We start from the raw sequence: 1,028 nt of genomic DNA on the forward strand, positions 1-1,028 counted from the left end.
GGGCGGACGGGGTGTGGCGGCGGCCGTCAGATGTCGATGCGTCCCAGGCGGCGGATCACGACGAAGCCGAGCAGGTAGAGGCCGAGCGCGATCAGCAGGACGAGGCGGCCGATGCCGCTGTCGGTGATGCGGTCCATGGCCCCGTCGGCCATGGTGTTGATCAGCAGCAGCGCGCCGAGGCCGATGGTGGGGACGGTGACGGCGGTGGCGTTGACCTCGGCCAGCATGGTGCGGACCTCGCGCCGGGTCTCCTTGCGCTCCTCCAGGGTTTGGGTGAGGTTCCGCAGGGAGTCGACGATGGCGCCACCGGCCCGGTTGGCGAGGGTCAGCGTGGTGACCAGGACGTTCAGCTCGCGCGAGGGCAGGCGTTCGCCGAGTTCGCCCAGGGCCTCCTCCAGGGGGCGACCGACGGCGAGTTGGTTGGCGACGACGGCGAGTTCGGCGCCGGCGGGGTCCTCCATCTCCTCGGCGGCCATGGACAGGGCGGTGCGCAGGGCCAGTCCGGCGGCGGTGCCGTTGGCGATGAGGCGGGAGAGTTCCGGGAGTTGGGCGATGAAGCGCTCGTTGCGGCGGGTGCGCTGCCACTCCAGGAAGGCGTTGGCGGCCCAGAGGCCGATCAGGGCGAAGATCGGGCCGAAGAAGGGGGACAGGAGGGCGCCGCCGATCAGCCACAGGGCGACCACGCCGATCAGCGCGTAGACCACGTACTCGGCGGGGCCGATGTCCAGGCCGCCGGCGGCCAGTCGCAGCCGGAGGGCACGGCCGGCCCGGGTGTCGTGGAGTCGGCGGTCCAGGGCGGGGAACCGGGGCCGGCGGCCGTGCGGGGTGCGGCCGGGGAGGGCCGACAGGGGAACGGCGTCACCGGGTTCCGGGGCGGGACCGGAGAGGCGGCGCACCAGGGCCCGGCGTCGGGCGCGTCCGGCGGCCCACACCTGGATCCCCGCGACGGCGACCACGAGCGCCAGGAGGGTGAGGCCGAGGGCGAGTTGCGGCAGCCGATCGGGGAGGGCGGCGGCCAGGTGCGGGAG

General features: G+C 74.4%; 1 protein-coding gene. It reads right to left on the reverse strand.

Annotated features, from left to right (window positions below):
• Positions 1 to 26 precede the first annotated feature (26 nt).
• On the reverse strand, positions 27 to 1,019 hold the full coding sequence (locus FOE67_RS26780; protein ID WP_228474337.1) for a type II secretion system F family protein: 993 nt from the start codon (positions 1,017 to 1,019) through the stop codon (positions 27 to 29).
• Positions 1,020 to 1,028 lie beyond the last annotated feature (9 nt).

Source organism: Streptomyces calidiresistens, from assembly GCF_014141525.1.
GTDB lineage: Bacteria > Actinomycetota > Actinomycetes > Streptomycetales > Streptomycetaceae > Streptomyces > Streptomyces calidiresistens.